The 23,998-nt window shown below is 67.4% G+C and carries 26 protein-coding genes; 13 read left to right on the top strand and 13 right to left on the bottom strand.

The window, feature by feature from the left end; all coding sequences use genetic code 11:
• Positions 1 to 12 precede the first annotated feature (12 nt).
• Positions 13 to 402: a hypothetical protein gene (locus ACFE77_RS02605; protein WP_375420066.1), complete on the bottom strand. Its 390-nt coding sequence runs from the start codon at positions 400 to 402 to the stop codon at positions 13 to 15.
• A 207-nt stretch (positions 403 to 609) separates the two neighbouring features.
• Between ACFE77_RS02605 and ACFE77_RS02600 the strand changes: the two genes are divergently transcribed.
• The 3 genes from ACFE77_RS02600 (at position 610) to ACFE77_RS02590 (ending at position 3,182) form a co-directional block, all read left to right on the top strand.
• The gene (locus tag ACFE77_RS02600) at positions 610 to 1,278 is read left to right on the top strand and encodes a spermidine synthase (protein ID WP_375420065.1); all 669 of its coding nucleotides are present in this window, start codon (positions 610 to 612) and stop codon (positions 1,276 to 1,278) included.
• Positions 1,279 to 1,341: 63 nt separating this feature from the next.
• Positions 1,342 to 2,826 (top strand): murein L,D-transpeptidase, encoded by a 1,485-nt coding sequence (locus ACFE77_RS02595; RefSeq protein WP_375420064.1) that lies wholly within the window; start codon positions 1,342 to 1,344, stop codon positions 2,824 to 2,826.
• An 11-nt stretch (positions 2,827 to 2,837) separates the two neighbouring features.
• Complete coding sequence (locus ACFE77_RS02590; protein ID WP_375420063.1) at positions 2,838 to 3,182, top strand: hypothetical protein; 345 nt, start codon at positions 2,838 to 2,840, stop codon at positions 3,180 to 3,182.
• Between the two features lie 215 nt (positions 3,183 to 3,397).
• Here the strand turns inward: ACFE77_RS02590 and ACFE77_RS02585 are convergent, their stop codons facing one another.
• Positions 3,398 to 4,900 carry a DUF4403 family protein gene (locus ACFE77_RS02585; RefSeq protein ID WP_375420062.1) on the bottom strand — a complete coding sequence of 501 codons (1,503 nt, stop codon included), beginning with the start codon at positions 4,898 to 4,900 and terminating at the stop codon, positions 3,398 to 3,400.
• A 121-nt stretch (positions 4,901 to 5,021) separates the two neighbouring features.
• Between ACFE77_RS02585 and ACFE77_RS02580 the strand changes: the two genes are divergently transcribed.
• Both ACFE77_RS02580 and ACFE77_RS02575 read left to right on the top strand, forming a co-directional pair.
• Positions 5,022 to 5,216 carry a hypothetical protein gene (locus ACFE77_RS02580; RefSeq protein ID WP_375420061.1) on the top strand — a complete coding sequence of 65 codons (195 nt, stop codon included), beginning with the start codon at positions 5,022 to 5,024 and terminating at the stop codon, positions 5,214 to 5,216.
• 143 nt (positions 5,217 to 5,359) lie between these two features.
• A complete protein-coding gene (locus tag ACFE77_RS02575) occupies positions 5,360 to 5,518 on the top strand; it encodes a hypothetical protein (RefSeq protein WP_375420060.1) in 159 nt (52 codons plus the stop codon).
• A gap of 103 nt (positions 5,519 to 5,621) precedes the next feature.
• Here the strand turns inward: ACFE77_RS02575 and ACFE77_RS02570 are convergent, their stop codons facing one another.
• Entirely contained in the window at positions 5,622 to 5,903 is a 282-nt protein-coding gene (locus ACFE77_RS02570; protein ID WP_375420059.1) for a CsbD family protein, read from the bottom strand.
• Positions 5,904 to 6,027: 124 nt separating this feature from the next.
• Between ACFE77_RS02570 and ACFE77_RS02565 the strand changes: the two genes are divergently transcribed.
• From ACFE77_RS02565 to ACFE77_RS02555, 3 genes are all read left to right on the top strand, one after another.
• Positions 6,028 to 6,510 carry a hypothetical protein gene (locus ACFE77_RS02565; RefSeq protein WP_375420058.1) on the top strand — a complete coding sequence of 161 codons (483 nt, stop codon included), beginning with the start codon at positions 6,028 to 6,030 and terminating at the stop codon, positions 6,508 to 6,510.
• Between the two features lie 110 nt (positions 6,511 to 6,620).
• Positions 6,621 to 7,553, top strand: a complete 933-nt coding sequence (locus ACFE77_RS02560; RefSeq protein ID WP_375420057.1) for a glucokinase — start codon at positions 6,621 to 6,623, stop codon at positions 7,551 to 7,553.
• A gap of 91 nt (positions 7,554 to 7,644) precedes the next feature.
• Positions 7,645 to 9,474, top strand: coding sequence for a hypothetical protein (locus ACFE77_RS02555; protein WP_375420056.1), 1,830 nt, complete (start codon positions 7,645 to 7,647; stop codon positions 9,472 to 9,474).
• Here the strand turns inward: ACFE77_RS02555 and ACFE77_RS02550 are convergent.
• On the bottom strand, positions 9,471 to 9,854 hold the full coding sequence (locus tag ACFE77_RS02550) for a DUF4440 domain-containing protein (protein ID WP_375420055.1): 384 nt from the start codon (positions 9,852 to 9,854) through the stop codon (positions 9,471 to 9,473). The genes ACFE77_RS02555 and ACFE77_RS02550 overlap by 4 nt on opposite strands.
• 133 nt (positions 9,855 to 9,987) lie before the next feature.
• Here ACFE77_RS02550 and ACFE77_RS02545 point away from each other — a divergent pair, with 133 nt between their 5' ends.
• The gene (locus tag ACFE77_RS02545; protein WP_375420054.1) at positions 9,988 to 10,404 is read left to right on the top strand and encodes a cupin domain-containing protein; all 417 of its coding nucleotides are present in this window, start codon (positions 9,988 to 9,990) and stop codon (positions 10,402 to 10,404) included.
• Here ACFE77_RS02545 and ACFE77_RS02540 read toward each other — a convergent pair.
• Positions 10,401 to 11,783, bottom strand: coding sequence for a hypothetical protein (locus tag ACFE77_RS02540; protein WP_375420053.1), 1,383 nt, complete (start codon positions 11,781 to 11,783; stop codon positions 10,401 to 10,403). The two genes, ACFE77_RS02545 and ACFE77_RS02540, sit on opposite strands and share 4 nt — an antisense overlap.
• Positions 11,784 to 11,805: 22 nt before the next feature.
• Positions 11,806 to 13,023 (bottom strand): multidrug effflux MFS transporter, encoded by a 1,218-nt coding sequence (locus ACFE77_RS02535; protein ID WP_375420102.1) that lies wholly within the window; start codon positions 13,021 to 13,023, stop codon positions 11,806 to 11,808.
• Positions 13,024 to 13,200: 177 nt separating this feature from the next.
• Between ACFE77_RS02535 and epsC the strand changes: the two genes are divergently transcribed.
• Genes epsC through ACFE77_RS02520 form a run of 3 tightly spaced genes read left to right on the top strand, consistent with a single transcriptional unit; the run spans position 13,201 to position 15,220 of the window.
• Positions 13,201 to 14,181: a serine O-acetyltransferase EpsC gene (gene epsC / locus ACFE77_RS02530; RefSeq protein WP_375420052.1), complete on the top strand. Its 981-nt coding sequence runs from the start codon at positions 13,201 to 13,203 to the stop codon at positions 14,179 to 14,181.
• Positions 14,178 to 14,951: a gamma-glutamyl-gamma-aminobutyrate hydrolase family protein gene (locus tag ACFE77_RS02525; protein ID WP_375420051.1), complete on the top strand. Its 774-nt coding sequence runs from the start codon at positions 14,178 to 14,180 to the stop codon at positions 14,949 to 14,951. The genes epsC and ACFE77_RS02525 overlap by 4 nt, the downstream gene beginning before the upstream one ends.
• A gap of 26 nt (positions 14,952 to 14,977) precedes the next feature.
• Positions 14,978 to 15,220 carry a hypothetical protein gene (locus ACFE77_RS02520; RefSeq protein WP_375420050.1) on the top strand — a complete coding sequence of 81 codons (243 nt, stop codon included), beginning with the start codon at positions 14,978 to 14,980 and terminating at the stop codon, positions 15,218 to 15,220.
• Positions 15,221 to 15,320: 100 nt separating this feature from the next.
• Here the strand turns inward: ACFE77_RS02520 and ACFE77_RS02515 are convergent, their stop codons facing one another.
• The 3 genes from ACFE77_RS02515 to ACFE77_RS02505 form a co-directional block, all read right to left on the bottom strand.
• Positions 15,321 to 16,598, bottom strand: a complete 1,278-nt coding sequence (locus ACFE77_RS02515; RefSeq protein ID WP_375420101.1) for an MFS transporter — start codon at positions 16,596 to 16,598, stop codon at positions 15,321 to 15,323.
• A gap of 41 nt (positions 16,599 to 16,639) precedes the next feature.
• The gene (manD, locus tag ACFE77_RS02510; protein WP_375420049.1) at positions 16,640 to 17,851 is read right to left on the bottom strand and encodes a D-mannonate dehydratase ManD; all 1,212 of its coding nucleotides are present in this window, start codon (positions 17,849 to 17,851) and stop codon (positions 16,640 to 16,642) included.
• 102 nt (positions 17,852 to 17,953) lie between these two features.
• Complete coding sequence (locus tag ACFE77_RS02505; RefSeq protein WP_375420048.1) at positions 17,954 to 18,874, bottom strand: VOC family protein; 921 nt, start codon at positions 18,872 to 18,874, stop codon at positions 17,954 to 17,956.
• A 166-nt stretch (positions 18,875 to 19,040) separates the two neighbouring features.
• Between ACFE77_RS02505 and ACFE77_RS02500 the strand changes: the two genes are divergently transcribed.
• On the top strand, positions 19,041 to 19,964 hold the full coding sequence (locus ACFE77_RS02500; protein ID WP_375420047.1) for a DUF1080 domain-containing protein: 924 nt from the start codon (positions 19,041 to 19,043) through the stop codon (positions 19,962 to 19,964).
• 12 nt (positions 19,965 to 19,976) lie between these two features.
• On the opposite strand, the gene ACFE77_RS02495 is transcribed toward ACFE77_RS02500, so the two are convergent.
• From ACFE77_RS02495 to ACFE77_RS02480, 4 genes are all read right to left on the bottom strand, one after another.
• Positions 19,977 to 20,411: a pseudoazurin gene (locus ACFE77_RS02495; RefSeq protein ID WP_375420046.1), complete on the bottom strand. Its 435-nt coding sequence runs from the start codon at positions 20,409 to 20,411 to the stop codon at positions 19,977 to 19,979.
• An 8-nt stretch (positions 20,412 to 20,419) separates the two neighbouring features.
• Positions 20,420 to 22,108: a GMC family oxidoreductase gene (locus ACFE77_RS02490; protein ID WP_375420045.1), complete on the bottom strand. Its 1,689-nt coding sequence runs from the start codon at positions 22,106 to 22,108 to the stop codon at positions 20,420 to 20,422.
• Between the two features lie 10 nt (positions 22,109 to 22,118).
• Positions 22,119 to 22,670 carry a gluconate 2-dehydrogenase subunit 3 family protein gene (locus ACFE77_RS02485; protein WP_375420044.1) on the bottom strand — a complete coding sequence of 184 codons (552 nt, stop codon included), beginning with the start codon at positions 22,668 to 22,670 and terminating at the stop codon, positions 22,119 to 22,121.
• A gap of 97 nt (positions 22,671 to 22,767) precedes the next feature.
• Positions 22,768 to 23,973, bottom strand: a complete 1,206-nt coding sequence (locus ACFE77_RS02480) for an MFS transporter (RefSeq protein WP_375420043.1) — start codon at positions 23,971 to 23,973, stop codon at positions 22,768 to 22,770.
• Positions 23,974 to 23,998: the final 25 nt, after the last annotated feature.

The raw sequence follows: 23,998 nt of genomic DNA, 5'->3' as shown, positions 1-23,998 counted from the left end.
CGATCCTAACGATCACGCGACGACTTGCCAGTCCTTTACGCCGACCCGCAAGCCGGTGACGCTGGTCACCAGCGTTTCCATCTGCGCCTCGGTGAACCCCGCGGCGGTGAACCGCTCGATCTCGGCGACCGGCAGCGCGAAGCCGCGGCGCCAGGCGTGGATCGCGAGCCGCCGCAGAGCCTCGAGCCGCGGATCGGCCAGCCGCGAGCTGGTGCCCGCCCCGAACAGCCCGCCGATCGCGCGCGACAGCCGGCTCGGCTCGTCGATGCTCCGCAGCGGATCGCGCTTGGCGAGTGCGATCACGCTCCATTCCAGCGCGGAGAATCCCGCCACCTCGGGAGCACGGCTATTCCGGCTCGAACCGGGTGCAGCGAACAGATTGTCGAGGTCGAGATAGGCCATGTCGTTTCCCCCTTCAGGAACGGGCGCGAACGGCCTACGGCGGCGGCGCACATGCCACCACATCGGTTCGTCCACCGGTGTCAGGTACGATCGACATCGCGATCGGCTTCAATACCAGGCGGTATATAAACGGGTCGGGCGTGCGTCAACCGACTTCTGTACCGGTCGGACTATTTATTTTTGGCCTGTTCCGCCGGAGCGCTTTCCATGATCCCTCGCGAGCTGATCGATACCGCGGCCGTTCCTGGCGGCGTGGAACTGCGGCTTTTCCGGCGCGGCGGCGACTTCATGATCGTGCTCGACCGCAACGAGCTGATGAACAGCCGGATGAGCGGATCGGAAGAGGCGCTCGCGGTGATGACGCTGGAGCGGCTGAGCGGGCGCGCCGCGCCGCACGTGCTGATCGGCGGCTATGGGATGGGCTTCACCCTCCGTGCCGGCCTGGCAGCAGACGCGAAGGCACGCTTCACCGTCGTCGAGCTGGTGCCCGAGATCGTGCGCTGGGCGCGCGAACCGATGGCCGAACTGACCGCGGGCTGCCTCGACGATCCGCGCGTGACCGTCGTCGAAGGCGACGTCGCCCGGTCGATCGCCGACGCGCGGGGCGCGTATGACGCGATCCTGCTCGACGTCGACAACGGCCCCGATGGGCTGACCGCGGCGGGCAACGATCGGCTCTATTCGGCGCGCGGGCTGGATGCCGCGCGCGCCGCGCTGGCCCCCGGCGGGATCCTCGCGGTGTGGTCCGCGGGACCCGACAAGCCGTTCGCCCGGCGGCTCGGCGATGCCGGCTTCGCGGTCGAGGAGGTGGCGGTCCGCGCCCGCGGCAACGGCAAGGGCCCGCGCCATGTGATCTGGTTCGCGACCAAAAGGTGAATTCGCGCGGGTGGTGCGGCAAAGACACGCGCCAAGCGCGTTTCGATCGGTTATGACGCGCGCATGCACATCACTCGCCTGACGCTAGCCGCTTCGCTTCTCGCCGCGTCGACGGCAGGGGCACAGACTCTGCCTGCGCCCTTGTCGACCCCGCAGTCGATCCTCCCGCCTTCGGTCGCGCCGCAAGCCGTCGAGGTGCCGGTCCCCGCCCCGGCGCTGCCGTTGCCGCGGATCAGCGACGCGCAGGCGCGCCAGCTCGCCGATCTGATCGCGCGCGACGCGGTCGCCCAGGGACTTCAGGAGACCGCCGGCGCGGCGCCGAGCGCGTCCGATCACGACGCGCTGATCCGCCGCGCGCTCGATCACGCCCATGCGGTCCGCTCGGGCCGGCTCGAAGGCGCCGATTTCCAGCGCGAATGGGGGATCAGGCCTCCGGCCTTCGATCCGCTGCCGGGCTTCGCCGATGCGGTGAAGCGCGATCGGATCGCGGCGTGGATCGCGTCGCTGCCGCCGCCCTATGCCGGCTATGACGGCCTCGTCGCCGGGCTCGCGCGCTACCGCAAGCTCGCCGCTGCCGGCGGCTGGCCGACGCTGCGCACCGGTGCCGATCTGGCGTTCCGCGCTAAGGGAGCCGCGGTCGAGGCGCTGCGCAAGCGCCTCGCGGCGGAAGATCCGCAGCTGGTCGCGACCGGCGCGGTGTTCGACACCGCGCTGCTGGAGGCGGTACGCCGTGCACAGCGGCGCTACGGGCTCAACCCGACCGGGGTCGTCGGCGCGCAGACCGTCGCCGCGCTCAACGTGCCGGTCGAGGAACGCATCCGCCAGATCATGGCGAACATGGAGCGCTGGCGCTGGCTGCCGCCGCAGCTCGACAAGGACCGCGTGCAGGTCAACATCGCCGCTGCTGTGCTGACCGTGTTCGACGGCGATGCGCCGGTGATGTCGATGAAGGCGGTGACCGGCCGGCCGGGCGACGAGACCCCGATGCTGGTGTCGTCTATCCACAGCATCGTCCTCAACCCGCCCTGGAACGTGCCGAGCTCGATCGCCACCAAGGAGCTGTGGCCGAAGGAACGCGCCAACCCCGGCTATCTGCGCCGCAACGGCTTTCGCGTGATCGACACGCCCGATGGCGGCAAGCGGCTGCAACAGGCATCCGAACGCAGCGCACTCGGGCGCTACAAGTTCGATTTCGACAACGCCTTCGCGGTGTACCTGCACGATACGCCCGCGCAGGCCGGGTTTGCGAAGTTCGACCGGCTCGCCAGCCATGGGTGCGTGCGGCTCGAACACCCCGACAAACTCGCCAAGCTGCTGATGCAGAACACCCCGCAATGGTCGCCCGAGGCGATCGATACCACCGTCGCCGCGGGCAAAACGGTCCGCGCGAAGATGGGTGAACCCGTCTCGGTCTACCTGCTCTACTGGACCGCCTTCGCCGCGGCCAATGGCCAGGTCGGGTTCCGCGACGATCCCTATCGCTGGGACGGCGCGCTCGCGAGCAAGATCGAAGCCCGGTCGGCGCGTCAGGCGCTGGCCGCCCGCTGAAGGAACCGACGATGAAGACGACCCGCCTCCGCCCGCTGCTGCTCGCCGCCGCCCTCGTCCTGCCGACGCTCGCCGGCTGTTCGCGCAAGGAACCCGATGCGCCGGTCGAGGAGGGCGAGGCGCCCAGCGACGCCCCTGCGCCGGTCGCGCCCCCCGCCCTGCCCGAACCCGCGCCCGCTCCCGAGCCGAGCGCATCGCCGGTCGACGACACCCCCGCCGAAGCCGCGGTCGCGCCCGACGAACAGATGATGGACGACGCCGCCGCCACCGGCATGACCGCCCGGTCCGAACGGGCCCAGGAACCCGCGAACACCAGCAGCGCCGCCGAACCGACCGAAACCGTCGAGGAGAAATAGGGCCGGCCCCGCCGCGGTTCTCGACCGCGCGGTGGTGCTCCTGCGAACGCAGGAGCCCAGGACCAAGCAGAGCCATGAGCCGTCATGTTGCTTGACCCTGGATCCCCGCCTGCGCGGGAATACAGCTATTCACCGCTAGGCTTTGCCTTCTAACGAAGAAGGTAACTGGTTCTAGTTTGAGTCAGCTGGCTCCAATCTCAGTCAGCGACACCGGCCTACTTGGGCTGATACACGATCCGCGCGCTGCCATCGGCGCGGATCGGCAGGAACAGCCCCTGACCGGTCACCGCGATTTGTCCGTTCTCGACGCTCGACACCGTCGCCTTCAGCAGGAAATCGCCCGCGCGGTGCCCCGCGATCGCGGTCTTCGCGGCGCCGAGCACCTTCTGATAGTCCCGCGCGAAATCATGCACCAGCGACCCCCGGATGTTGGCGAGGACCGCGGTGTCGCTGAACAGCGCGAACAGCAGGTTGACAGTGTTGCTGTCGGTCTGCCCCGCGATCCCGAGGTCGCGGACCCGCACCACCTGCGATCCGGGATCGTTGTAGGGGATCGCGGTCAGCCAGATCTCGCCCTTGGTCGTCGCCAGCGAACTCGCCCGCGCCTTCACCGTCGCCTGGATGCCGACCGCGATGTGCCCCGCCTCGGTCGCGTAGATCGTGACCTTGCCGAAGGTCGCGTCGACCGGCCCCACCCCCGAGATCGTGATCCCGCGCGCCGCCAGCTTGCGCAGCGCGCGCGCCACGACGGGCTCGAGCTGCTGGTAATCCGCCACCACCGGCATGAAGAACCGCAGCCCCTCCTTGCCGATCGCGGGCGTGGGCGGCGGCAGCGGCGTCGGCACCGGATCGGGCGGGCGATCCCCGACGAAGGTCTGTGTCAGCGCCTCCGCCGCCAGCACCATCTGCAACTCGCGCCCGATGATCCGGTAACCGCCGAACCCCAGCCGCCGCGGCGTCACCCGCAACCACGCCGGCGGGCGTTCGCGATTCAGCGAGATCGAGGTGAACGCCTGCCGCCACGCCACGGCAAGACGTTCTCGGGTGCGGATTTTCGCCAGCTCGCGCGGCAGGTCGCGCTCCAGCCCCGCGATTACCGGGGCGAGCCGCGCGTCCGCCTTCTCGACGAAGCTTATCCGCTGGCCGAACAGGTCGATCCCGGGCGGCTCGACCCAGTCATAGTCGATCGAGACACTGGCCATCGGCGTCCAGCGACGGTCGACCGACAGCCGCGCGTTGGCGTGGACGATCGCGGCGCCGGTCGCGGTCTCCTGCCCGACGATACCCCCGACATCGCGCGCACTGATCGTCGCCTCGACCGGCATCGTGATCGCGAGCACGTCGCCACGCCCGCCCAGGCGGATGCGGCCGCGGGTCACTTGTCCGACGATGCGGCAACCGAGCGCCGGAACCACTTTAAGCTTGCGGCCGAACAGCTTGACGCGTTGTTCGGGGACGCAGCGCGGCTCGTGCTTGTCGATCCGCCAGAGCAGTCGCGGCACCCGCGCCTCCAACCCGCGTTCGAGATCGGCGAGCTGCGCGGTTACCGGCACCACGATCGTCGAGGTCTGATCGGGCAGCATCGCAGGCGTGTCCACCCGCGGTGGCGCCGCATTGCCCGTCGGCCGCTGGCACCCCGACGCAGCGATGAGCAGGACCAGCGTCGCCCCGCGCAAGGTGGCGATCGCACGCCGATCGCAGGACGAGGTCAGGGGCATCGGCCCGTGATCCGGTGCTTTGCCGCGACATGCAAGCGCCGACGCACGATCGGGCGGCGCTTGATCGACATCATAGCGAACGGCATTGCGTGAGAATGCGACCGATCGGTAAGTCGCGAAGATGGACGGAGCCAAATCCACGATCGAGCGAGCCTTCGAAATCGCACGCGAAGGCAAGGCTTTGCGCCTTGAAGAGATCGCGCGGCAGTTGCAGCGCGAAGGCTATTCCGATGTTCACGGCCATCTCGACGGTGCGAAGATCCGCGCCCAGTTGATGCAACTGGTTCAGGCCGCGCGCGTCAAGCCGGTTGCTTAACTTACGATAAGCATGCCGTCTCGCTCTGGGACGAAGGCGCGCCGCCACGTGAAATATCGCCTCTCGCGTGCGATCGCGACGAAACCGAACGTCCGGCACCGCGTTGCTGGATTGGGGACAAACGTTAACGGGAGTATCGAATCATGGCCGTTCAGGGCACGCCGAGCCAGAGGATCTCGGACCTGCCGCGCGAACAGCGGCTCAGCGCCTTGTATCGCCGTGCGGCCGAAGAACGGCAGCGTTTCGACGCCTCGCGCAATCGCGGTAATTGGTTGTCGCGACTGAAATCGCGGCTCGGCTGAGCCAGTCGGATCGGCCCGGAGTTTCGACCTCCACGCGATGATCCCAAGCTAATCACCCAGCAGCGGCGGCGTGGATCGTTCCCGACCCACGCCGCCCTTCAGCTTAACGCCCGCGCAGCGTGTTGAGCAACGCGACGCCGAGCACACCGACCAGGGCCGCGGTCGCGAACGGACGCTGACGCGCGAAGCCCTTTGCCTTGTCGACCATCGGTGCCGGGTTGGCGATCGCGTCCTTGGCGGCGCCTGCGATCTGCTTGGCATTGCCGGTCAGCTGATCCGCGATGCCCGCGCCCTGCAGCGAATCGTCGCCCGTCGCCTTGCCGAAGCCTTCCTTGGCGGCGCCGGTGATGCTCTGGCCCTGGCCTTCGAGTGTGGTCGTGTTCATGATGATCTCCTTGTGAGGGCGCAGCCACGATGGATGCGATACGGGGCGGCAACGGCTGGCGATGCAATTGGATGCAGCCAACCGACACGACCCGGCGTTGAGCCGCCGATTGGGAGATTTCACGATGATCCATAGCCTGGCCGAGCTCGACGCGATCCGCACCGAATGCCGCAAGCTCGTTACCAACCGATCGCTGGTGTCGGCGGGTGCCGCGGTGGTGCCGATCCCGGGGGCCGACCTGATGGCCGATATCGGGCTGCTGACCACGCTGCTCCCCGACATCAGCAAGCGGTTCGACCTCGATCACGATCAGGTCGCCCGGTTGGAGCCGCATCTGGCGCAGAAGGTCTTGGTGCTCGCCTCCAGCATGGGCAACAACGTCATCGGGCAGGCGATCACCAAGCGCATCGTCGTTGCCATGCTCCGCCGCGTCGGCATTCGCCTCGCAACCGCCTCCGCCGCCAAATACGTGCCGATCCTCGGCTCGGCGGTGGCTGCGACGATCAGCTTCGGCGCGATGAAGCTCGTCGGCAACGCACATATCGACGATTGCTATCGGACCGCCGCCGCGCTCATCTCTCCGCCAGCCGCACTGTCAACAAGCTGACGATACGCTTAGGTTAGCCTTAACCCCACCCGTGCCATTGCGGCTGATCGATATGACGGGATCGCTGCATCGGGCAGCGATCACCGGTCGGCGACGCGGACGGGATGTAGATGGAACAGGGCAAGCTCGCCGTCGCGATCGGCGACGACACCGTGCGCTTCGCGGTGGTCGGCACGCATGGCGCGCTGAGCAGGCTCGAAGAGTGGCCGATCGCGCGATTCTCGACGCTGACCGACGCGCTGCTTACCTACGAAGCGAGCAGTGGCGTGCCGCTGCTCGGCTCGACGTGTGGCATTTCGATCATCGGCGCGACCTGCCGCGATTCGATCCTTCTGTCGCGCGGGCAATGGGCGATCAGTCGCGCCGGACTTAAGTCGCTGTTCCGCCACGACGCGATCGTCATCAACGACGTCGCCGCGAGTGCCTGGGCGATCCTCGGCGGGCAGGCACAGAAGCTATCGCCCCTGTCGCCCGGCGGCAGCGAGCCCGATTTCAGGCGTCCCGGTCGCTGGGCGGTAGCGCACATCCAGAAGGGCGTCGGCCTCGCGGTGATCGACGTCGACGAAGCCGGCGTCCCGCGCGTGCTCGAATGCGAGATGGGGCATTGCGGCTTTTCTCCATCCTCGTCCGAACACGAGGCATTGGCGTCCGCTCTGTCGCGCCGTCTCGCCAAGGCGGTGACCTGGGAATCCATCCTGACCATCCCGCTCGACGATCCCATCTGGACGATCGACGGCGTCAACGTGTCGCGCAGCAAGCGCGTCGGGGTCCTCGCGCGGCTCGCCGGGCAGTTCGTCGGCGAAGTCGTGCTCGCGCACGGCGCGTGGTCGGGCACGATCGTCACCGGCAAACGCATCGCCGAGATCGTCGCCGACCCTGCGATCGACGGCTTCAACGCCGCGTTCGAAGCCAAGACCAAGTTCCAGCGCCTGATCCGCGCCACCCCGCGCTGGCGGCTGACCAACACCGAATTGTCGCTCCCCGGCCTCGCCGTCGCGCTCGATCTCCATCCCTACGCCCGGCGCGTCCTCGCCACCGCCTAAGGCCCACTGCACCGCTGCTTGCCGTGGTTTCGGCAACGTGCTCAACTCGTTCCAACGCCGTAGCTACGGCGAGCCGGGCGAGGAAAAGCGGATGAGATCGATACGTCGGACGGCGATGATCGCCAGCTTGCTGATCGCCACACCGTTGACGGCGCAGACCACGCCCTCGTCGGCGCCGCCCGCTACTCCCGCGCGGTCGCCCGCCGTTCGTGCCGACGACATCCTCGTCACCGGTCGCCGTGCCGAGCCCAGCAATTGGCGCGAGGCGGAAACGCCGCACGTCGTGGTGCTGAGCGACGGCAAGGAAACGGACCTAATCCGCATCGCGCGCAACCTCGAACGGCTGCACTTCCTGCTGTCGATGCTGCTCGGGCGCGTCGACAAGCCCGACGACACCGTCAAGCTGCGAGTCACCCTGATCGGCGATGTCGCGGAATTCACCGCGATGGGCCTTCGCAACCTGCGATGGCAGCAGGGCCCCTTCCCCGACGAGTTCGGCGACATGCGCTATTACGATCCGCGCGACGATGGCGCGGTCATGGCGACCAGCCGGATCGACCAGAAGGTGATCACCGAACGCGGCATCAGCTGGGAACGGTTCCAGGGCATGCTGTCCGCGCTCAACGATCGCGCATCCGACGGCACCGGCAATTTCGGCATGAACGGCTATGGCGGATCGTCGCTGATCGGCCTGTCGAATAGCGGCGACCGCGTCGGCTTGCCCAACGAGAAGTCGGTGGTCGTGCCATCGGACTATCTGCTCTACGCCGGCTTCGCACAGCATTACCTGCAGACCTATTTCCCCGCAGCCTACCCCCGCTGGTATCTCGACGGTTTCGGCCAGGTGTTCGCGACGATGGGAACGCATGGCGAGAACCAGCTCGACTATGGCCGCGTACCGATCGGCACCACCTCCACGCTCGATCGCTATGGCGGCTACCCGCTCGCCCAGGTTTTCGACGGTAGCTACCTGAACCCAAAGGCGTCGCGTCGCCGATGGACGCCGACGCACGCGTGGATGCTGACGCATTTCCTGTTCTTCTCGGATGCCTGGCGGCCGCGGCTGCGCGCGTATCTGCTCGCCTATGCCAATGGCGCCACGCCCGCCGAGGCGGCATCGGCCTTCGGCGATCTCGACCAGCTTGCCGCCGAACTGCGCAAATATTATCGCGGCAAGAAGCCGTTCGACAAGATGGCCTACCCCGCCGATCGCATCCCCGACCCCCAGGTGACCCGCCTCACCAAGGGGCAGGCCGCGTTCATCAAGGGGCGCCTCGAACTCGGCTCGCGTGTCGACCTGTCAGCGGAGCCAGAAGTCGGCAGCACGCCCGACGAGACCGCCAAGCTCGCCAAGACGCATCGAAAGGCGATCGCCACCCGCGACGAATGGCTCGACCGCCTGCGTCGCGATGCCGCGCGCTACCCCGGCGATGTCGACGCGCAGTTGCTGCTGGCCGAGGCCGAGTGCCGGACCGGCCATCCCGCGGCGTGCCAAGCCGCGGCGGAGGCGACGCTGGTGCTGCGGCCGGGCGATACCGCCGCGCTCGCGTGGAAGGGAAGCGCGATGACACTGGCGGCGCAGGCGGCCCCAGCCGACCAGCGCGCTGCTCAGCTACGCGCCGGGCGCGAGGTGATCGCCCGCGCCAACCGGGCGGACACCGAGGCGGTGCTGCCGCTGCTCGCTTATTATCGCAGCTATGCGGGGGATACCGCGCCACCGCTCGCGGTCGATGCGCTGGCGGGGGCGGTGACGCGGGTGCCGAACGCACCGGTCGCCCGGCTCGCGCTCGGCACCGAATATGCCAAGCGCGGCCTCAGCGAAGAGGCGCGCCGCACCCTGCGCCCGGTCGCGCTCGGCGGGTACGACACGCCCGAACGGCGTGCCGCCCAGCAAGCGATCGCGGGCGCCGCGGTGCGCTAGCCAGCGCTGTTCGATGCTTCGGCCGTGCCGAACGCCAGCGGCGGGGTCTGCTGGTGCTGCACGACCTGCCAGTCCTCATGCCCGCGGCGGCGATAGGTCGAGGTGCAATGCGCCTCATATTCCTCGCCGTCGCGCGACGCCTTCACCTGATAGGCGACGACGATCATCCCCTCTTCAGGCCGCGCGACGCGCTTGTCGCTCATCTCGACCGTCGACCAGCGCGGGGTCGACGCGACCGCCTCGACCGCCTGCTCGCCGCTCAACACATAGGGCGGGGTCGGCAGGACCATCAGGCATTCGGCGTCGATCGAGTTGCGATAATGCTCGGCATCCGCGGTCCACAGGCTCTCTTCGAACGTCCACACACGATCATCGTCCATTACCATCTCCTAGGCTCGCGACATGAAGGATCGGCGACGCGGATCGTTCCTCTCCTCAGGCGCGAGCGACGTCGGGAGGAACGAGATGGCGGATGGATCGTCCTAGCCGACGACTATGAGGAGCAAGACAACGATGGCGATCTTCAACAAGGACATGATCGATCTCGCGACCAAGAACGACTTCTTCCAGAAGGAGGTCTATCGCGACGCCAAGGTCCAGATCGTGCTGATGAGCATCGAGGCCGGCGACGATATCGGCATGGAGACCCATCCCGCCGACCAGACCACCTTCTTCGTGGCCGGCGAGGGGCAGGCGGTGATCGACGGGGCCAACACCAAGGTCGTCGCCAACCACATGATCGTGATCCCCAAGGGCGCCGAGCACAACATCCTCAACAAGGGCAGCGGCGCGATGAAGCTGTTCTCGGTCTACGCACCGCCGGCCGAGCCCGCAGGTGTCGCGCATCGCACCAAGGCCGACGCCGAGGCAGCCGAGGAAGGCATCGTCAGCCGCGCCGCCAAGAAGCTGAAGGAAGCCGTCGGCCGCTAATCCGCTACCCGCCCGACACCCGGTCGCCGTGCACCCCGGTTCTGTCCGGGGTGCCTGGCGATCGCGCCGGCGGCGAGGATCGCCGCCGAGAAGAAGAACGCGTTGAGCAGCGCATCCGCCAGCGTCAGGATAACGACCAGCGCCAGCGGCACCACCGTGCCATCGTCGACTCGGTCGCCCCAGCGCCGGTAGCGCACCAGCCCGGCGGCGGCGGCGAGCGCCAGGCTGCCCCAGGCGAGCGCGAGTCCGATCAGCCCATATTGCCCGATGATCAGCAGCGGCTGGCCCCAGGGCCGGGTGCCGAAGCGACGCCACCAGTCCCAGCGCGACGTGCCGGCGATCGGCGCTGCGGTAGCGCCGGGTAAGGTCTTGATGTCCTGCGACACCCGCCAGGCGAAGGATTGACGCCCGACCGCGCGCAGGGTCCCGATCGTCTGCTGTCCGACCGCGCCCGCTGCGAGCGTGCGTAGCGGCACCACCCCGCTGAAATGCACCGCGGCAAGCCCCAGCACCCCCGTTGCTGCCACGGCCAATGCGGGCAGGACGATCGCGACGTTCCTCAGCAGCATTACCGCGACGCCGATGGCCAGCAGCACCAATGCGCCGACCGACTGCGCCGCGATCGCGACGCCGGTCGTCACCGCCGCGACGATGAACCAGAACCGCTTCTCGTCGAGCTCGGCAGGGCGCCGCGCCACCCAGATCGCGGCCAGCGCACCGATCGTCGCCCACAGCCCGTACAGATTGCCGTCTTCCATGAAGCCGAGCGGCCGATAGCCGAAATAGCGGTAGATGCCGTCGAAGCGGAACGGATGCGGGCCGTAGAACAAGCCGTAGAGCAGCGGCGGACGTACCGTCTCGATGATGGCGATCGGCGTCAGCGCGAGCCCCGACAGCGCCAGTCCGCGGGTGAGCATCAGGCCGCCCTCCCGATCCGCGAACCACACGCGCCCGATCAGCCACGGCACGCCCCAAGCCCCGGTGATATAGAGCGCCGCAATCACGGGCGGCGGGTCGCCGCCCCCCACGACGAGCCCCGGGACGAGCGGCCAGACGCACCACAATGTCATCGGCGCATCGATCGCGGTCGGTCGCCACGCCTTGATCGCCGCACGGTCGCATATCGCACCACCGATCAGCGCGACCACCGGCGCGATCCACGCCTTGGTCACCAGCATGTCCGACGGCAGCGCAATGCCGACGATACACCACGCCAGATCGCTGCCCTCCGCGAGCCGCGGGTAATGCGCGACCGGCAGCAACAGCCAGCCGCCGATCGCGGTGACGAGGATCGCGGTGCGGCAAGACAGCCGCCAGAAGCAGAGCGCGGCGACGGGCAGGAACAGCAGATATGCCAGCGTCACCGCCATCACCGTCACGCTCCCATGTCGCCGTCTGCCGCTAGTCCTGCCGCACTGCCGCGCCGGGCGCCATCCGGGCGGTGAACAACTTGCCGCCTTCGACCCAGAACACCACCGCGAGCACCGCCAGCCCGATGCACAGATAGCCGATCGCGAGCGGGTAGGTGGTGCCGTTGTACGATTGCCCGATCGCGGATCCGACCATCACCGCGCCGATGCTGCTGATGAAGCCCTGCACCGACGATGCGGTGCCCGCAATCGCGCCGACCGGCTCCATCGCCATCGATCCGAAATTGGAGCCGCACAAGCCGATGCAGGTCATGCTCAGCGCCTGGAACGCAATGTACGTCCACAGCGATTCGGCACCCGCGCCGATCACCAGCAGATGCACCACCGACAGCGCAATCAGCCCCATCACCGCGGACTGCGAGATCAATCGCGTGCCGAGCCGCTCGACCAGCCGGCTGTTGAGGAACGACGCGCACCCCATCGAAAAGGCGCACAGCGCGAACAACAGCGTGAAGCGCTCGCCCGCATGGAATTCGTCGACGAAGATCTGTTGCGCCGACGACACGAACGCGATGATGCCGCCGAACGTCAGCGACGCCGCGATCGCATAGCCGAGCGAATAACGGTTGGTGAGCGTCAGCCGATAGGAGCTTTTCAGCGTCTTGATCGAGATCGGAATCCGCCGCGCGACCGGCAGCGTCTCGGGCAGGCGCACCACCGTCCAGGCGCAGATCAGCGCCGCGAACCCGCCGAGCGCGTAGAAGATGAAGCGCCACGGCCCGAATTCAAGCAGGATCTGGCCGAGGCTCGGCGCCAGGATCGGCACCAGGAAGAAGATCATCTGCGCCAACGACAGGGTGCGCGCCATCTGCCGTCCCGAATAGCGGTCGCGGACGATCGCCACTGCCAGCACCCGCGTCGACGCCGACATCAATCCCTGCAGCACCCGCGCACCCAGCAACGCCTCGAACGTCGCCGATCCGGCCGCGAAAACGCTTGCCGCGACGAACCCCGCCAGCGTCACCGCGAGGATCGGCTTGCGGCCGAACCGGTCGGCGAGCGGCCCGTAGACGAGCTGGCCCGCGCCGAAGCCGAGCAGATACGCCGTCACCACCCATTGCCGGTGGTTCGCGGTCGCGATCGACAGGTCGCGGCCGAGATCCGCCAGCGCCGGCAGCATCAGGTCGACGCCGAGCGCGTTCACCGCCATCACCGCCGCGACGAAGGCGACGAATTCGCGCCGGGGCATCGATATGCTGCTGGGCTCACCGTTCATGCGCGACCCCTAGTCGCTCGCGGCCGGGAGCGCCACATGATGAACGCAGATGCAGCATGAGCGCACCGCGACAGCCAGCCTTCGCGACCGACAAGCAATTGTTTAAATACCTACTTAGCTGGTAGGATATGCTCGGCGGCGGAGAAACCGATGACCGCCCAGCCCTTCGACGATGCCGCTCGACAGACCCGATCCGCAACCGCCACGATCGGTAGTGCGGTCGACGATCTGAGCGCCGCCCGCATCGATTGGCGCAGCACCCGCGAAAGCGCGCGCGACACCGCCAGTTTCCCGTCGCGCTGGGCACTCGCCAATGTCGTCGATACGCTCGGCGCCGCGATCTACCCCCGGCGGCTCGGCCGCTTCGCGGGCGCCGCCGCGGATGAGGACGGCTTCGTCGCCGCAAAGCTTATCGCCGCCTTCACCGATCTGGAACGCGAAGTCGCCGCCGAACTCGGCTATTGGCAGCAGGAGAGCAGCGATCGCTTCGACGCCGATCAGGCGGGCACGATCGTGCGGCTGTTCGGCGCGACGCTGGGCGAGATCAGGCGCCTGGTCGACAGCGACGTCGAGGCCGCCTTCCTCGGCGATCCCGCGGCACGCAGCGTCGACGAGATCCTCCTCTGCTATCCCGGCGCGATCGCCACGCTCTACCACCGGATCGCGCACCAGCTCGACTCGCTCGGCGCGCCGATCGTCGCCCGCATCATCTCCGAACTCGCAAACGAGCGGACCGGGATCGACATCCACCCTGGCGCGACGATCGGCGAAGGCTTCTTCATCGATCACGGCACCGGCGTGGTGATCGGCGAGACCGCGATCATCGGTCGTCGCGTGCGGCTGTACCAGCACGTCACACTCGGCGCACGATCGCCGCTCGGCATCGCTCGTCATGCGGCGACTACCCGGCTGGCGCGACATCCGATCGTCGGCGACGACGTGGTAATCTATGCCGGCGCGACGATCCTCGGCCGCGTCTCGATCGGCGACCGCGCCACGATCGGCGGCAATGTCTGGCTGTTGTCCGACGTCGCCCCCGACAGTGTCGTGGTGCAGCCCGAGGCGATCCGCCTCGATCCCGCCGCCGGCGTCGCCCTCCGCCACGTCCTCGTCCACGCGGTCGAGCCATGAGCGGCCGCCGTCCGGTGATCGGCGTGCTGTGCTGCAACGAGGTGGCGGGCCGCCCGGTACAGGTCGTCGCCAGCCGCTTCGTCGAACCGCTCGCGGCGATCGCCGGCGCAACGGTGCTGCTCGTCCCCGCGATCGCATCCGCGGTCGATATCGCTGCGACCGCAGAACTGCTCGACGGCCTGCTGCTGACCGGATCGCGGTCCAATGTCGGTCCGGCGCATTACGGCGGCGCCGCGGCCGCGACGACGATGCCGCACGACGCCGAACGCGACGAGGTCGCGCTGCGCCTCGCCGACCGCATCATCGAAGCGGGCAAGCCGCTGTTCGGGATTTGCCGTGGGTTGCAGGAGATCAACGTCCTGTTCGGCGGCACGCTGTCGCACGACGCCTGCGCCGGACGCCACCATCTCGGCAACTGGGATCGCGACTATGCCGAACTGTTCAGCCACCGCCACGAGGTCGCGCTGACCGAGGGCGGCGTGCTGGCACGCGCGCTCGGCGAGCGGCATCTGACGGTGAACTCGGTCCATGAACAGGGCATCGACCGGCTCGGCACCGGGCTCGCGGTCGAGGCGATCGCGGTCGGCGACCGGTTGATCGAGGCGGTCTCGGCACGGCCCTGCGATGCCGCGGTGATCGGGGTGCAATGGCATCCGGAATGGGACGTCGGCCGCTCCGGCCATGGCCGCGCCTTCTTCACGATGATCGGCGACGCCCTGATCGCCAGCGACCGTGCCGAACCGCGCCGCCCGCCGCCGCGCTGCCACTGACAGGTTACACCAAGGAAGGAAGACGAATGAAGAAGTCCATGATCGCCGCCTCGATCGCGCTCGCCGTGACGCTGACGGCGTGCGGCAAGAACGACGCCGCCGACAATGTCGCGACGTCGAACGAGGCTGCCTTCGACAGCGCGGTGGACGCGAACGGTTTCGACGAAGCCGGCAACGTCACCGTCGCGGAGGACGGCAGCATCGGCGGCAACACGAGCGACGATGTCACCGATCCGATCGCCGGCAACACGATCGGCAATGCCGAATAGCGCAGTTCTCAAGAGACACGCGGGGTGAAGCTCCCAGGCGTAGACTATGGCCCGGCGTTCACGCGCCGGGCCACTTTTCTAAGCGCCTGAGGAGCAGCCTCTAGGTCGCGCCGTTCATCCGCACTTCGGCGTAGCGCGGGTTGATCAGGTGGGTGACCAGCAGCGCGACAAGATACGCCAGTCCACAGGCGATGAAGAAGGGTTCGTAGCTGCCGACGGTGTCGAGCAGCACGCCCAGCGACTTCGACGCGATGAAGCCCCCCGCCGCACCGGCGAACCCGCCCAGCCCGATCAGCGTGCCCTGCGCATAGCGCGGAAACAGATCGCCCGGCATCGCGAACAAATTGGTCGAGAAGCCCTGATGCGCGGCACATGCCAGGCCGATAAAGGCGACCGCGACCCAGATGTTGCTCGCCTGCACCGCGAACATCACCGGCAGCGCGAACAACGCACACCCGAACATCGTCCATTTGCGCGCCCGGCCGGTCGCGACGCCGCGCTTCAGCAGGTGCGACGACGTCCACCCGCCCGCGATCGCGCCGACATCCGCCAGCAGGTAGATCGCCACCAGCGGCGGGCCAAAGCTCTTCAGGTCGTAGCCATATTGCTTGCTGAAGAAATCGGGCAGCCAAAACAGGAACGTCCACCACACCGGATCGATCAGGAAGCGGCCCGACATATAGGCCCAGGTCTGACGGTGGCGAAGCACGCGGAAGAAGCCCGCGCGGCCGACATCCTCGGCGGGTTCGGATTCGATATAGGCGCGCTCTTCGGTGGTCAGCGTGCGGTGATCGGCCGGGTTGCGGTAGAACATGATCCACGCCGCGAGCCAGACGAGGTTGAACGATCCGGTGATGATGAACGCCCACCGCCAGTCGAGCAGCAGCCCCGCGACCAGGAACGACACCAGCATCGGGGTGACGATCGCGCCGACATTGGCACCCGCGTTGAAGATCCCGATTGCGAGCGCACGCTCCTTCTTCGGGAACCACCGCGATACAGCCGCCAGCGCCGCCGGATAGGTCCCCGCCTCGCCGAGCGCGAGCGGGATGCGTGCGATCGTGAAACCCAGCGTGCTGGTCACCAGCACCTGCGCAAAATGCCCCACCGTCCACATGCCCATCGCGAGCACGTAGCCGGCTCGCGCGCCGATTCGATCGATCAGCCAGCCGAAGAACAGGAAACCGAGGCCGTAGCAGACCTGGAAATAGCCGGTGATGTCGCCATAGCCGTTGTTGGTCCAGCCATAGAGGCTGGTGAGCTGCGGCTTGAGCACGCCGAGCACCAGCCGGTCGATGTACGACAGCACCACCGCGGCGAAGAGCAGCCCGCAGACGATCCACCGGATCCGCCCGCGCGGCTTCACCGCCGCCGGGATCTCGGGGACGGGCCTTGCGGCGACGGCGTCGGTAAGATCGCTCACCAGCTGTACATCGTGCCGTCTTCGAGCCGGTTCACCGGCAGGAAGGCGGGCTTATATTCATACCCCTTGGCGAGTTCCTCGTCGATGTCGACGCCCAGCCCGGGCTCGTCGCCGGGATGCATCATGCCGCCCTCGATACTGTATGCGTGCGGGAACACCGCGTCGGTTTCGGGCGTGTGGCGCATATATTCCTGGATCCCGAAATTCGGCACCGACAGATCGAAGTGCAGCGCCGCGGCCATGCACACCGGCGACAGATCGGTCGCGCCGTGGCATCCGGTACGGACCTGATAGAGGTCCGCGAACGCCGCGATCCGGCGCAAATGGGTGATGCCGCCGGCATGCACCACGGTCGCGCGGATATAGTCGATCAGCTGGTTCTGGATCAGGTCCTTCGCATCCCAGATCGAATTGAAGATCTCGCCCACCGCGAGCGGCGCGCTGGTATGTTGCCGGATTAGCTTGAACGCTTCCTGGTTCTCCGCCGGGGTCGCGTCCTCGAGCCAGAACGGGCGATACGGCTCCAGATCCTTGCCGAGCCGTCCCGCCTCGATCGGGGTCAGCCGGTGGTGGATGTCGTGGAGCAGGTGGACGTCCCAGCCGAGCGCCTCGCGCGCCGCCTTGAACAGCTCGGGCACGATGCGAAGATAGCGGCTGGTGTTCCAGACACTCTCGGACGGCAGATCGCCATCCGCGGGCTCGTAGAAGTAGCGGTCCTTCGACACCCCATAGGTCGACGCCATGCCCGGCACGCCGCATTGCAGCCGGATCGCGCGAAAGCCCTGCTGCTGATATTCGAGCGCGGCGGCGATGGTGTCGTCGATCGACGTGCCGTTGGCATGGCAATAGACCGTCACCGCCTCACGGCTCGCCCCGCCGAGCAACTGGTACACCGGCAGCCCCGCCAGCTTTCCCTTGATATCCCACAAGGCGGTATCGACCGCCGCAATCGCGGTCATCGTCACCGGGCCTCGACGCCAATAGGCACCCTTGTACAGATACTGCCAGACATCCTCGATCCGGTGCGCGTCACGCCCGATCAGGCACGGCACGACATGATCGGCGAGGTAGCTCGCGACCGCCAGTTCGCGACCGTTGAGCGTCGCGTCACCGACGCCGGTGGTGCCGTCGTCGCATTCGATCTTCAGCGTGACGAAGTTGCGCCCGGGCGAGGTGATGATGACCCGAGCGTTGACGATCTTCGGCATGATGCTCCTTCGCGCCGCTTGATACCGGTAACATGCGTGCTGAGGCTCGACCCTGTCAATCGAGCCTAAGGTCGTAGATCGGCAGGGCGAAAGGAGCGTCGATCAGGGCGTTGGATCGTCCGCGGTGAAGCTCGAACAGCACGGTTTGATTACCGCCTTGTACTCCATCAGCTCGACGCGCGTGCCGTCGGGATCATAGAAGTTCGCCTGCCATTTACCGTCGAGCCCCATCTGCGGGCCGTCGTGTCGCGGGCTCAGCCGGTTCTCGGCATAGAGCTTGGTCACCGCCGCCTGCATGTTGACGACCCCGAGCGACAGATGATTGAGAACGCCCAGTTGGTTGGCGTCGACCTTGGTGAGCGGCACGTCCGAGCCCGGCCCGACCATCATGTACTCGAGCCAGTCGCGGCCGTCGGGCGCCTGCTGCGACACCCAGTCGACCTTGTCGGCGTTGAACGCGCCGTACCAATAAGGCCGGAAGCCGAGCAGACGGCGATAGAAGCCGTCCTGCTTGGCACGGTCGTGGACCAGATGACCGACATGGATGATCCGCCCGCTGATCGCCGAGCCGACCGCTTCTCCGCCTGGCGCGGGCTGGACGAACTGCACGACATTGCCCTCCGGATCGCGGGTCGCGAACCAGCGCTCGCCCGCCGCGCCGGCCCGCACCGGCGACAGCTCGCGCACCGCGTTGGCGGCGAGATAGGCGCGCATGCCGGCCGCATCTGCGGTGGTGTAGGCGACATGCGCGAGCATGCTCGGCCCGTGCGTGGCGGGTGCGGGCAGCACTTCGACGAACTGCCGCGGGCTGAAGTAGAAGCGGACGCCGTTCGCCTCCTCGGGGTCGGCGCCTTTGCGGGCACCGAGCACCCGGACGTAGAAATCTTCCGACTTGGCCATGTCGGTCGAGTAGACTGCGAGATGCGAGATCCCGTCGATCGCAGGTCGTGCCGGTGGCGGCGGCGCGGCGCCGAGCAACGACAACGCGGCGATACCTGCGGCGATCGATCCAGCGAACTTCATCCCGGTCTCCTTGGTCGCGGCGACCCGTCCCGGTCGCTCGCTTAGTGACGATATACAAGACCACGATGCGTCGGACGCTGGCGCGGCGCAAGCATCGTGCGCTTTTGCCGTCGTTTCTGCCCGGCGAGTACGCTAGCGTCCGATGCGACTGCGGGGAGATGTGCGGGTGAAGCGATTGTCGATCATCGGATTGCTGGCGATCGCCGGCGTGGCTGTCGCGCAGGGTTCGCCCGAGCAGACGCCCGCGATGGCTGAGCCGGCGCAGCGCCTCCGCCTCGTCGATGTCCCCGCCGCCAGCGGGCCGAAGCGCAGCCTCTTCGACGGGCGAGACCTCGCCGACTGGGACGCGTGGCTCGGCTACGCCGATCCGTCGATAACCTATCGCGGCGCGCCCGGCGCCAGCCCGATCGGAACCGCGCGACCCGGCAATCAGGACTTCGCGGTCCGCACCATCGACGGCGCGCCGGCGATCTGGGTGAAGGGCGAGACCTGGGGCAGCCTCGTCAACAAGGCCGACCTGCGCGACTACCATCTTCGGCTTCAATTCAAATGGGGCACCAAGCGATACGCGCCGCGGCTTCGCGAGGCGCAGAACAACGGGCTGTTGTACCACACCCATGGTGAACCGGGGGCGGTGTTCGGGACCTGGTCGCCGTCGGTGGAGTTCGAGATCATGCGCGGGTCGACCGGCATGGTCGTGATGGTCGGCAAGCAGCTACGCGGGCGTACCGATGTCGTCACCGATCCGCGCCTGATCGCGCCGCAGCTTCGCTATCGGCTCGGCGGACGCGAGGTCGACATGATCAACGGCACTCCGACCTGGAACGTCGAGGCCGCGACCGACGCAGAGCGTCCGACCGGCGAATGGAACACGCTAGATCTGTATGTGGTCGGTGACCGGGCGGTCCATGTCGTCAACGGGGTGCCGGTGGCGCAGATCCGCGATCTGGCGACGATCGCCCCCGACGGCACCCGCGTGCCGCTGACCCATGGCCGCATCCAGCTCCAGTCCGAGGGCGCGGAAACCTGGTTCCGCGCCATCACCGTCGAACCGATCAAGACGCTGCCGCGGATCGTCGCGGCTCGCTGATCGGCGGCCGCGTCAGCTCGCGAGCAGCGCCGTCATCCGCTTCTTGCCCATCCCTGGCAGCGTCGCCGCTGCGGCCTGTAGCTGCGCGCGGTTGGCGGCGTTGCCGACCTGGATGACGCCGACCATACCGATGCCCAGATGCGGCAGGCACTTGTAGCCATATAGTCCCGCGCGGTCGAACTTGACCACGATCTCCTGGTTGATCGCGCCCTTGAACGCAGGCGCACCCGCCGGGATCATGCCCGCGATCGACTCCGCGTTGTGGCCCTTGTCGGTGGCGACGAACTTGACGCTATCGCCCGGCGCGATCGCGAGTTTCGCGGGCGAGAAGACCATCATCTGGCCGTCCGGACCCTTGTTGAGCATCTGGACCTGCCATTGTTTGGGGGCGGGTGGGGGCGCGGCGCCGACCAGCGCCAGTGCCGACATCGCCAGAGCGAGCTTCATCGTCCGGATCAAATCTTGTTCTCCTTCAGGAATTCAGCGCCATGGTGCGCGGCACGCGCCGACATCGCCATGTAGGTCAGCGAGGGATTCTGGCAGCCCGACGACGTCATGCACGCCCCGTCGGTGACGAACAGATTGGGCACGTCGTGCGCCTGGTTGTACTTGTTGACCACCGACGTCTTGGGATCGTGCCCCATCCGCGCGCTCCCCATCTCGTGGATGCCGAGCCCGACCCCGCCATAATGCTTGCTGACCCTGATGTCGGTGCATCCCGCGACTTCGAGCATCGCGCGCGCATCCTCGCCGACCTGTGCGATCATCGCCAGGTCGTTGGCGCCGAGACTGACGTCGATATGCGGGATCGGGATGCCCCATTTGTCCTTGGCGGTGCTGCTGAGCGTGATCCGGTTGTCGGGACGGGGCAGCATCTCGCCGAAGCCGCCGAGCGACGCGCGCCACGGGCCGGGCTTGCGCAGTTCCGATTTCAGCGCGGCGCCGACGCCGGGCGCGCCCATGCCGCGCTGCCATCCGTCGCGGATGATCCGGCCCTGGAACCCGAAGCCACGGACATAGCCGTCCGCGGGCTCGGTGACGTTGCGGTAGCGCGGGATGTAGAAGCCGTTGGGGCGCCGCCCGTGATGGTAGATGTCCTCGTACCCCGGATAGGTGCCGCTCGCGCCCAATCCGCTCAGATGGTCGGTGAGGTTGCGCCCCACTTGGTCCGATCGGTTGGCGATGCCGTTCGGAAAAGCCTCCGACACCGAATTGAGCATCACCTGCGCCGTGCCGAGCGTCGACGCGCAGAGATACACCATCCGCCCCTCATAGGTGCGGCCCTGCTTGGTCTTGGCATCGATTACCCGCACCCCGGTGGCGCGCCCGGTCTTGGGATCGTGGATCACGCTATGCGCGATCGCGTCGGTCACGACGGTGACGTTGCCGGTACGCATCGCCGCGGGCAACGTCGCCGACAGGCTGGAGAAATACGCGCCGTACGAACAGCCGCGCTCGCACAGCGACCGATACTGGCACGCCGTGCGGCCCAGATCCTCATGCACCTTGGTCGGCGCGGTGAGATGCGCGCAGCGGCCGGTGATCAGCTTGCGGGTCGGATATTTCGCCTCGATCTTGCGGCCGAACTCGATCTCCGGCGGGGTCAGCGCCATCGGCGGCAGGAACTTGCCATCGGGAAGCTGATCGAGCCCGTCATTCTCGCCCGATATGCCCGCGAAGGTCTCGACATGATCGTACCACGGCGCCATGTCGGCATAGCGGATCGGCCAGTCGATGGCGTGCCCATCGGCCTTGTTCGCGGCGAAATCCATTTCGCTCATCCGGTACGACTGGCGTGCCCACATGATCGACCGACCGCCGAGGTGATAGCCGCGGATCCACATGAAGGGCCGGTCCGCCGGCGTCGTATAGGGGTGATCGCTATCCTTCACCCACAGGTGCTTGGTCGCGGTCGAAAAGGCGTAGCACTGGCTCTGCACCGGATATTCGGCGTCGATCTCGTTTTCCGAGACCATGCCGTAATTGTCGAGCTCCCACGGCGACGCCGAATCGGTGTAGTCGGCGCCATGTTCGAGATGACGGCCCCGCTCGATCACCAGCGTCTTCAATCCGCGCTCGGCGAGTTCCTTGGCCGCCCAGCCGCCGCTCATGCCAGAGCCGACCACGATCGCATCGAATTTCATGTTGATCCTCTCAGGCAGCCCAGCTGCGCGTGTCGGGGGTGATCGGGATCGACGGCTCCCAGACGCCCGGCACCAATTCGTAGCGCAGTTCCTGCGTCGCGCCGGCTTCCGAAAAATAATAGCCGGTCAGCAGCAGCCGCTTGAAATCACGATAACCGCCATCGCCCGCCGCCAGCAGCGCCGCGTCCTGCTTCGTCAGCCACGCAGTGCGCGCCGCAGCGGGCGCCGACGCCAGCGGCTTGCCGAGCTCGGCCCGTGCCGATCGATCCAGCCGTGCCACGGTATCGCGAAACTGCGCCTTGTGCGCGGCCGACGCCCAGTTGCTCATCAGCGAATCGAGGAACTGCGGTACCTTCGCATCGACGGCGCCGGGGGTGTCGGTACGCGGGATCATCGTGTCGCACAGCGCGGCCAGCGTGCCGCGTTCGGGCGCGGTGAAGAAGCCGCCCTTGGTCTGTGCCTGCGCCAGCACCTCGGGCGCTATGCCGATCCCGCCGACGAGCAGGAAGGCGCTGCGCAACAGCGCGCGGCGATCGAGACTATCAAAATGGCCAGCCGACATCATCCACTCCGAATCCGATGGGGATGTCGTTAGCCGCATCCTTATGATTTGTTAGAACTAGTGTCCGAACCAGCCGCCGCTGTCCAGTGCCGGCGGATCAATGTGCGCTCGCCACGCCGCGGGTGCGGTCGCGGAAGATCAGCAGGAAGATTACCGCGGTCACACCGGCGAGGCCCGCGGGCACCAGCCAGAAGCTGTGCCACACCGGCTGCCCGCCGGCACCCGCGGTGGCGTTGAACACCAGATTGGCGGCGTTGCTGCCGACCACATAGCCCACGCCCCACGTCACCAGCGCCAGGAACGACTGCGCCCGCCCGCGGGTCTCGGTCGGGAAATGCTTGTCGACCCAGATCGTCGCCGCGACGATGACGAAGTCGAAGCACACGCCGTGCAGCGCGAGCGCCACGAACAGCACCGGGGTGATCGGCCCGTTGGCATCGAAGCCATTCGCGAACAGCACGTAGCGAACCGCCCACGCGAGCATACCGACCAGCAGCACGCCCTTGATCCCCAGAAAGCGGAAGAACAGCGGCAGCAGCAGCAGGAACCCGACCTCCGACACCTGTCCGATCGTCTGCACCGCCGCCGCAGCCTTCAGCCCGATCCCGTCGAGAAACGCGTTGGCGTAGACGTTGTAGAAGGCGAACGGGATCATCATCAGCAGCGCGCACGCGATCAGCGCCCAAAAGCTGCGATCGCCCTCGCGGATCGCGTCGAGCCCGAGCAGCGAACCCGCCGACACCGGCTGCCCGCCCGCGCGCGGCGGCACCGTCGGCAGGGTGAAGGCATAGGCACCGTAGAACAGCGACGCGGTCCCGGCGAGGTAGAGCGGGATCGGGGTACGCTCGGCACCGAGACTGCCGACGATCAGCCCGGCGACGATCCAGCCGATCGTGCCGAACACCCGGATGCCCGGAAACTGCCGCTCGACATCGGTGATCGCGTTGAACGCGATCGCGTTCGACAGCGCGATGGTCGGCATATAGGCGAGCAGCACGCCGAGCGTCGCCGCGAACATCAGCGCCGGATCCGCATCGACGGTCGACAGCGCGAACAACAAGGCGCCGCTCGCGATATGGAGCACGCCCATCACCTTCTCCGCAGAGAAATACCGGTCCGCGATCGCGCCGACGAACAGCGGCGCGGCGATCGCCGCCCAGCCCTGCGCCGAATAGATCGTTCCGATCCACGCCTGCAGACCGTGATGCACCAGATAAGTGCTGAACGGCACGAACCACGCGCCCCACACCGCATATTGAAGGAACATCATCAGCGACAGCCGGATGCGAATGGAGGCGGTCATGATTGGTCCTTCTTTGAAACCGCGG

The organism is uncultured Sphingomonas sp. (genome assembly GCF_964243315.1).
Classification (GTDB): Bacteria; Pseudomonadota; Alphaproteobacteria; order Sphingomonadales; family Sphingomonadaceae; genus Sphingomonas.
This window is presented reverse-complemented; position numbering and strand designations above follow the sequence as displayed.

Bases quoted from the DNA above. Each gene is read 5' to 3' on its own strand.
- ACFE77_RS02495 (WP_375420046.1), bottom strand. From the start codon at position 20,411: ATGAAGCTCGCTCTGGCGATGTCGGCACTGGCGCTGGTCGGCGCCGCG.
- ACFE77_RS02580 (WP_375420061.1), top strand. From the start codon at position 5,022: ATGGACGGAGCCAAATCCACGATCGAGCGAGCCTTCGAAATCGCACGC.
- ACFE77_RS02560 (WP_375420057.1), top strand. From the start codon at position 6,621: ATGGAACAGGGCAAGCTCGCCGTCGCGATCGGCGACGACACCGTGCGC.
- ACFE77_RS02595 (WP_375420064.1), top strand. From the start codon at position 1,342: ATGCACATCACTCGCCTGACGCTAGCCGCTTCGCTTCTCGCCGCGTCG.
- ACFE77_RS02520 (WP_375420050.1), top strand. From the start codon at position 14,978: ATGAAGAAGTCCATGATCGCCGCCTCGATCGCGCTCGCCGTGACGCTG.
- ACFE77_RS02585 (WP_375420062.1), bottom strand. From the start codon at position 4,900: ATGCCCCTGACCTCGTCCTGCGATCGGCGTGCGATCGCCACCTTGCGC.
- ACFE77_RS02605 (WP_375420066.1), bottom strand. From the start codon at position 402: ATGGCCTATCTCGACCTCGACAATCTGTTCGCTGCACCCGGTTCGAGC.
- ACFE77_RS02590 (WP_375420063.1), top strand. From the start codon at position 2,838: ATGAAGACGACCCGCCTCCGCCCGCTGCTGCTCGCCGCCGCCCTCGTC.
- ACFE77_RS02480 (WP_375420043.1), bottom strand. From the start codon at position 23,973: ATGACCGCCTCCATTCGCATCCGGCTGTCGCTGATGATGTTCCTTCAA.
- ACFE77_RS02485 (WP_375420044.1), bottom strand. From the start codon at position 22,670: ATGTCGGCTGGCCATTTTGATAGTCTCGATCGCCGCGCGCTGTTGCGC.
- ACFE77_RS02575 (WP_375420060.1), top strand. From the start codon at position 5,360: ATGGCCGTTCAGGGCACGCCGAGCCAGAGGATCTCGGACCTGCCGCGC.
- ACFE77_RS02505 (WP_375420048.1), bottom strand. From the start codon at position 18,874: ATGAAGTTCGCTGGATCGATCGCCGCAGGTATCGCCGCGTTGTCGTTG.
- ACFE77_RS02490 (WP_375420045.1), bottom strand. From the start codon at position 22,108: ATGAAATTCGATGCGATCGTGGTCGGCTCTGGCATGAGCGGCGGCTGG.
- manD (WP_375420049.1), bottom strand. From the start codon at position 17,851: ATGCCGAAGATCGTCAACGCTCGGGTCATCATCACCTCGCCCGGGCGC.
- ACFE77_RS02555 (WP_375420056.1), top strand. From the start codon at position 7,645: ATGAGATCGATACGTCGGACGGCGATGATCGCCAGCTTGCTGATCGCC.
- ACFE77_RS02550 (WP_375420055.1), bottom strand. From the start codon at position 9,854: ATGGACGATGATCGTGTGTGGACGTTCGAAGAGAGCCTGTGGACCGCG.
- ACFE77_RS02525 (WP_375420051.1), top strand. From the start codon at position 14,178: ATGAGCGGCCGCCGTCCGGTGATCGGCGTGCTGTGCTGCAACGAGGTG.
- ACFE77_RS02545 (WP_375420054.1), top strand. From the start codon at position 9,988: ATGGCGATCTTCAACAAGGACATGATCGATCTCGCGACCAAGAACGAC.
- ACFE77_RS02565 (WP_375420058.1), top strand. From the start codon at position 6,028: ATGATCCATAGCCTGGCCGAGCTCGACGCGATCCGCACCGAATGCCGC.
- ACFE77_RS02600 (WP_375420065.1), top strand. From the start codon at position 610: ATGATCCCTCGCGAGCTGATCGATACCGCGGCCGTTCCTGGCGGCGTG.
- epsC (WP_375420052.1), top strand. From the start codon at position 13,201: ATGACCGCCCAGCCCTTCGACGATGCCGCTCGACAGACCCGATCCGCA.
- ACFE77_RS02570 (WP_375420059.1), bottom strand. From the start codon at position 5,903: ATGAACACGACCACACTCGAAGGCCAGGGCCAGAGCATCACCGGCGCC.
- ACFE77_RS02535 (WP_375420102.1), bottom strand. From the start codon at position 13,023: ATGCCCCGGCGCGAATTCGTCGCCTTCGTCGCGGCGGTGATGGCGGTG.